The sequence below is a fragment of the Rhodococcus sp. EPR-134 genome, from assembly GCF_001647205.1.
GTDB classification, from domain to species: domain Bacteria; phylum Actinomycetota; class Actinomycetes; order Mycobacteriales; family Mycobacteriaceae; genus Rhodococcus_F; species Rhodococcus_F qingshengii.
Genome location: NZ_LVCT01000235.1, coordinates 1 through 6,169, shown reverse-complemented (window position 1 = coordinate 6,169; position 6,169 = coordinate 1). Strand labels below are relative to the sequence as shown.

Annotated in this window: 4 protein-coding genes and 1 pseudogene; 1 reads left to right on the top strand and 4 read right to left on the bottom strand. The window is 63.8% G+C overall.

Going from position 1 to position 6,169, the window contains the following annotated elements; all coding sequences use genetic code 11:
- Positions 1-77 precede the first annotated feature (77 nt).
- Positions 78-1,715 (top strand): annotated as a pseudogene (gene glgX, locus A2J01_RS10295) (glycogen debranching protein GlgX); the annotation flags it as partial.
- Here the strand turns inward: glgX and yczE are convergent.
- From yczE to ctaD, 4 genes are all read right to left on the bottom strand, one after another.
- Complete coding sequence (yczE, locus tag A2J01_RS36825; protein ID WP_331715308.1) at positions 1,628-2,422, bottom strand: membrane protein YczE; 795 nt, start codon at positions 2,420-2,422, stop codon at positions 1,628-1,630. The pseudogene glgX and the gene yczE overlap by 88 nt on opposite strands.
- A 37-nt stretch (positions 2,423-2,459) precedes the next feature.
- Positions 2,460-3,245: a peptidyl-tRNA hydrolase gene (locus A2J01_RS10285; RefSeq protein ID WP_064112647.1), complete on the bottom strand. Its 786-nt coding sequence runs from the start codon at positions 3,243-3,245 to the stop codon at positions 2,460-2,462.
- Entirely contained in the window at positions 3,242-4,462 is a 1,221-nt protein-coding gene (serB, locus tag A2J01_RS10280; protein WP_003944761.1) for a phosphoserine phosphatase SerB, read from the bottom strand. Before serB ends, A2J01_RS10285 begins: the two co-directional genes overlap by 4 nt.
- Positions 4,463-4,578: 116 nt before the next feature.
- Positions 4,579-6,169 (bottom strand): aa3-type cytochrome oxidase subunit I (ctaD, locus tag A2J01_RS10275; RefSeq protein WP_064112646.1); only part of this gene is annotated, 1,591 nt, incomplete at its 5' end.

The following is a 6,169-nucleotide window of genomic DNA, read 5'->3' as shown; positions in this document are numbered from 1 at the left end:
TCGGTGATCACCGTGCCCTCCTGTCGTACGCCGACGATCCCTTCGGCGACCCGTCGACGGTCGACTCGCTCGGCCACGTGCCGCTGTCCGTGGTGACTCCCGGCCTCGCGCCCGCCGGAGCCCGCCTCGAGACGCCGTGGGAGGAAAGCGTCATCTACGAACTGCATGTGGGCGCGTACACCGCCAGTCATCCAGGAGTACCCGCCGCCCACCGCGGAACGTACCTCGGCCTGACGGCACCGGCCGTGATCGATCACCTCGTCTCACTCGGCGTCACTGCCGTGGAACTGCTTCCCGTACAGGCATTTCTGACCGAACAGAGCGTCCGCGAGCGAGGGATGCGCAACCACTGGGGATACTCGACGGCGTCGTACTTCGCCCCGCATCCCGGATACGCGGCAACTCCGGGCGGCGAAGTCACCGAGTTCCGGATCATGGTCGACGCACTACACGCGGCAGGCATCGAGGTCGTCCTCGACGTCGTCTACAACCACACCTGCGAGCAGAGTGTCGACGGAATCAGTGTCAGCTGGCGAGGTTTGGACGGCCCCGGCTATTACCTTCTCGACGGCGACGGCCGCGACATCGACCTGACCGGGTGCGGCAACACGGTCGACGCCTGCTCCCCCATCGCCGTCCGCATGATCACCGACAGCCTCCGTTACTGGGCCACCGAAATGGGTGTCGACGGCTTCCGATTCGATCTTGCGAGCGCGTTGGGTAGGCCGCGCGGCGGAGGCTTCGACCAGCGGGCGTCCATCCTGTCCGCCATCTCCTCCGATCCGGTACTGACTCGGTGCAAGCTCATCGCCGAACCGTGGGATGCGACGGCAGACGGTTACCAGGTCGGAAACTTCGGACTCCAATGGTCGGAATGGAACGACAAGTACCGCAGCACCATTCGCCAGTTCTGGAACGGCGGCTCCAGCGTCCGGAAGGTCGCGTCGCGCCTCGCCGGTTCCGAGGACATCTTTGCCGGCAGCGGCCGTCGCCCCTGGGCGTCGATCAACTTCGTCACAGCGCACGACGGGTTCACCGCCGCCGATCTGGTCGCGTACAACCACAAGCACAACGAAGCCAACGGTGAAGACAATCGTGACGGCGCCGATCACAACGATTCGTTCAACCACGGAATCGAAGGCCCGAGCACCGATCCCGAGATTCAGGACGCCAGGGCACGTCATGTACGGGCGCTACTGGCCACGCTCGTGCTGTCGACAGGCACACCGATGCTCACCGCCGGAGACGAGTTCGGCCACAGTCTCGGCGGAAACAACAACGCGTATTGTGTTCCCACACTTGCCTCCCCAGCCGATTCGTGGGCCCTGGACTGGACGGCGGCCGATCAGTCGTTGGTGCAGTTCGTCTCCCGAGCGTTCGGATTACGCCGAGCAGCACCAGCGTTGCGTCAGCCCGAATTCTTCGAAGGCAGAAGAAGACTGGAGCACCCGGACCTCGTCTGGTTCGACGCTGCCGGCGTCGAGTTCGACGACACCGCATGGTACGACGAGAGTCACCGAACGCTGCAGGCCTGGATCGACGGAGCCGACGTTCGGTCTCACACTCGGACCGGGCGCCCGCTCGGTGACGACAGTTGGCTCCTGATCCTGCATTCCGGTCGACCGGTTCAGGTCACCGTCGGCACTCCGGAATGGTTCGACGGCACATTGACTGCATCGTTCGATTCGACGTCACCGACCGGCGAACCCGCTTCCACGGCCGAAGTTCCCGTCGGCACGGAGATCTCATTGACCGGCCCCACGGTCTTGGCCTTACGTTCCGTGACACGTCCTCCGGTCACCGCTGCTGTCATGGAATCCGGCAGCACCTTGATCAGGAATTGAATGGTCGGTCCGATCCCGAAGGCGTACAACACTGTTCCGACGCCGACGGTTCCACCGAGGAGCCATCCGGTCGTGAGGACCGCGATCTCGATGCTGGTACGCACGAGCCTGACCGACAGACCTGTGCGAGCGACCAGTCCGGTCATCAATCCGTCGCGGGGGCCCGGCCCCATGCCCGCGCCGATGTAGAGAACGCTGGCCAGTCCGTTGAGGAGGATTCCCGCGACCATGATCACGGCTCGAACTGGCATGGAATCAAAGACCGGCAAGAAGGCCAGTGAGGTATACACCGAGATGGCAATTACAACGACATTGGCGACCGTTCCGAATCCCGGCCGCTGACGGATCGGAATCCAGAGCAGCAGTACCACCGCACCGGTAATCGCAGTGATCACGCCGAAACTGAGCGAAACGTGCTCGGCCACACCCTGATGAAACACGTCCCAGGGATCCAAACCAAGACCGGCCGTGATCATCATGGCCATCGAGAAGCCGTACAACCACAGACCGACGAACAGCGAGGCGAATCTCCGTATCAACACTCGACCATCTTGAAGGCCACTGGACTGTTCATCCATAGCCAAGTTACCGATACTGGACTGGTCGGTTACGTCTCTACGGAACCGCGATGACTGTCATGGAGCCTGGTGCCACTTCCGTGAAACCAGCGTCACGAACCGCGACGGCCTCCGACTTCTTCAGCCGAACTACTGCTTCGGCCCACTGTTCCGGGCTCGCGTCGCGCACTGAGCAGCGAAAGTCGTTCTGCGCCCAGGCCCAGCACTGTTTCTCGGACATGGCCGCCGCCAACAACATCGAGGCATGCCCGACCTGTGCCGACGCCTTGCCAACCGTCATCTCGAGCGCCGAGTCGATCCACAGCACCGGAAGACCAGGCTCCGGCGGGCCAGGCTCGTCGTGCTCGAGATCGGTCCCACCGATCTGCAACTTCTTGATTCGCGGGTCCAGTTCTCCGACCGGCCCGGGAACCAGAGTCCGCGCCTGCGCGCCATCCACATCGACGGTGATTCCCGGTACCTCCTGCGCGGCGAGCCACTGCGCTCCTCGCGCTCGACGAGACACCTTCCGAATCCGGGCACCCACCCACGCCGAATAGTCCTCGTGCCAGGGGCCGGGTTCCCCGTCTTCGGTGAACCCGACGCGTTCGTCCAGACACAGCGCCACAGCCGCCGTTGCCGCAGCCTCGAGCAGTGCGGTGCGCTTGGGCGGGTCTGCCTTCGGAATGTGCAGAACGATCGGCATCGCCAACACCAGCGCCGGATCCGCGGGATCGTCTCGCCCTCCGTACCCAGCAGCCAGCACCGCGTGGCGCTCGCGCCAGCGCGAATCGGGGCCGGACATCACAGCTGGATCGGAACTGAATGCTGGATCGGAACTCATGGAATCGGTACGCGTCGCACGCCACCGTCGACGGCGTCCGCAGCCTCGACCTCGTCGCGGGTCACACCGAGAATGAACAGCACAGCGTCGAGGAAGGGATGCGACAAAGCAGCGTCCGCGACCTCCCGCAACGCAGGCTTGGCGTTGAACGCCACGCCCAGGCCCGCGGCGTTGAGCATGTCGATGTCGTTGGCACCGTCGCCGACGGCGACGGTCTGTTCCATCGGCACACCGACCTGATCGGCGAACTTGCGCAGCGCAACGGCCTTCGCGGCGCGGTCGACGATTTCACCGATCACACGTCCGGTCAGCTTGCCGTCGACGATTTCGAGGGTGTTGGCGTGCACGAAGTCCAGTTCGAGTTCGTGTGCGAGGCCTTCGATGACCTGCCGGAATCCACCCGACACCACGCCGCAGTGAAATCCGAGGCGGCGCAGGGTGCGAATCGTGGTTCGCGCACCCGGCGTCAGTTCGATGCTCTCTGCCACCTCGTCGATGACGGAGGCGTCGAGACCGGCGAGTGTCGCCACACGCTGGTGCAGTGATTCGGTGAAGTCGATCTCGCCGCGCATCGCAGCTTCGGTGACGGCGCGGACCTCGTCCTCGACGCCGGCCTTCGCGGCGAGCATCTCGATGACCTCGCCCTGGACGAGCGTCGAGTCCACGTCGAACACGATCAGACGCTTGGCCCGGCGAGCGAGACCTGCGCGCTCGACCGCGATGTCGACGTTTTCGAGAGCGGCGACCTCGGCGAGTCCGGTGCGCAGCTTCGCGTCGCCGTCCGCCGTATCGGCCGCGCTGACGCTGAGTTCGAGGCCGGTGACCGGATAGTCGGCGACACCACGGATGGAATCGATGTTTGCGCCCTGCTTCGCGAGTTCGCGTGCCACCGATCGCATTGCGCGAGCATTGACCGGGCTACCGAGAACAACGACCGCGTGGGTGGACACCGCGGGCCGTCCGGGATCGGCACCGATTTCGATGTCGACGTTCATTCCGACCGTCGCCATCGCCTGTTCGAGTTCTTCCTGAAGCGCTTCGGGATCGTTCGGGCAGGCAACCATGACACCGAGTGTCAGTCGACCTCGAATCACCACCTGCTCCACGTCGAGTAGACGCACATCGTGCCGCGACAGCGCCGCGAACAGTACCGAGGTGACGCCAGGGCGGTCCGGCCCGGTCACAGTCACCAGAACAGTGGTGTCAGAGGCACCCACCGAAAACTCCGATCGTTTCTTCGTTCGCGTCTTGATCGTCACTATTGTGCCAAGCGAAAGGCCCCACCCGTTACTCGGGCGGGGCCTTCGCTGATTACTTCAGTGTGTTACTTCACTCAGGAGCGGCTGTCGGTTCCGGGGTCGCCTTCGTCCCCGACCGTGAGCGGCTCGTGACGAGCATCTTCGAGCACGGTGCTGGCGTTCTTCCCGCCGTGGCCGGGGCCGACGTGCGCTTCCGCGCGCATCCGCTCCACCATGTGCGGGTAGTGCAGCTCGAACGCCGGACGCTCGCTACGGATGCGCGGCAACTCGGTGAAGTTGTGACGCGGCGGCGGGCAGGTGGTTGCCCACTCCAGCGAGTTTCCGTAACCCCACGGATCGTCGACGGTGACAACTTCGCCGTAGCGGTAGCTCTTGAAGACGTTCCAGATGAACGGAAGCGTCGAGGCACCGAGTACGAAGGCGAAGATCGTGGACACCGAGTTCAGAACCGTGAACCCGTCCGAGGGCAGGTAGTCGGCGTAACGACGCGGCATACCTTCGGCGCCGAGCCAGTGCTGAACGAGGAACGTGCCGTGGAAACCGACGAACGTGGTCCAGAAGTGCCACTTGCCGAGGCGCTCGTCCATCATGCGACCGGTCATCTTCGGGAACCAGAAGTAGATACCGGCGTACGTGGCGAACACGACCGTGCCGAAGACCACGTAGTGGAAGTGGGCGACGACGAAGTAGCTGTCCGTGACGTGGAAGTCGAGCGGCGGGCTCGCGAGGATGACACCCGACAGACCACCGAAGAGGAAGGTGATCAGGAAGCCGATCGAGAACAGCATCGGCGATTCGAAGGTCAACTGCCCCTTCCACATCGTGCCGATCCAGTTGAAGATCTTCACACCTGTCGGCACGGCGATCAGGAACGTCATGAACGAGAAGTACGGCAGGAGAACAGCGCCGGTTGCGTACATGTGGTGGGCCCACACAGCGATCGACAGAGCGGCGATGGCCAACGTTGCGTACACCAGGCCGCTGTAGCCGAAGATCGGCTTACGGCTGAAGACCGGGAAGATCTCCGAGACGATGCCGAAGAACGGCAGCGCGATGATGTACACCTCGGGGTGACCGAAGAACCAGAACAGGTGCTGCCACAGGAGCACACCGCCCGTTGCCGGGTCGAAGATGTGCCAACCGAGATGGCGGTCGACGAACAAGCCCATGAATGCAGCGGTCAGCAGCGGGAACGCCAGCAGGATCAGGATGCTGGTGATGAAGATGTTCCAGGTGAAGATCGGCATGCGGAACATGGTCATACCGGGTGCGCGCAGGCAGATCACGGTGGTGACCATGTTGACGCCACCGAGGATGGTGCCGAGGCCGGCGACGGCCAGACCCAGGACCCACAGGTCGGCGCCGACGCCGGGGCTGTGCAGCGCGCTGGTCAGCGGCGTGTACGCCGTCCAACCGAAGTCTGCTGCGCCACCGGGCGTGACGAATCCGGCCGTCGTGATGATCGCACCGAACAGGTACAGCCAGTAGCTGAACGCGTTCAGGCGCGGGAACGCGACGTCGGGTGCACCGATCTGGAGCGGAAGAATGTAGTTCGCGAAGCCGAAGACGATCGGGGTCGCGTACAGCAGCAGCATGATCGTGCCGTGCATGGTGAACAGCTGGTTGAACTGTTCGTTGGAAAGGAACTGCATGCCGGGTACAGCA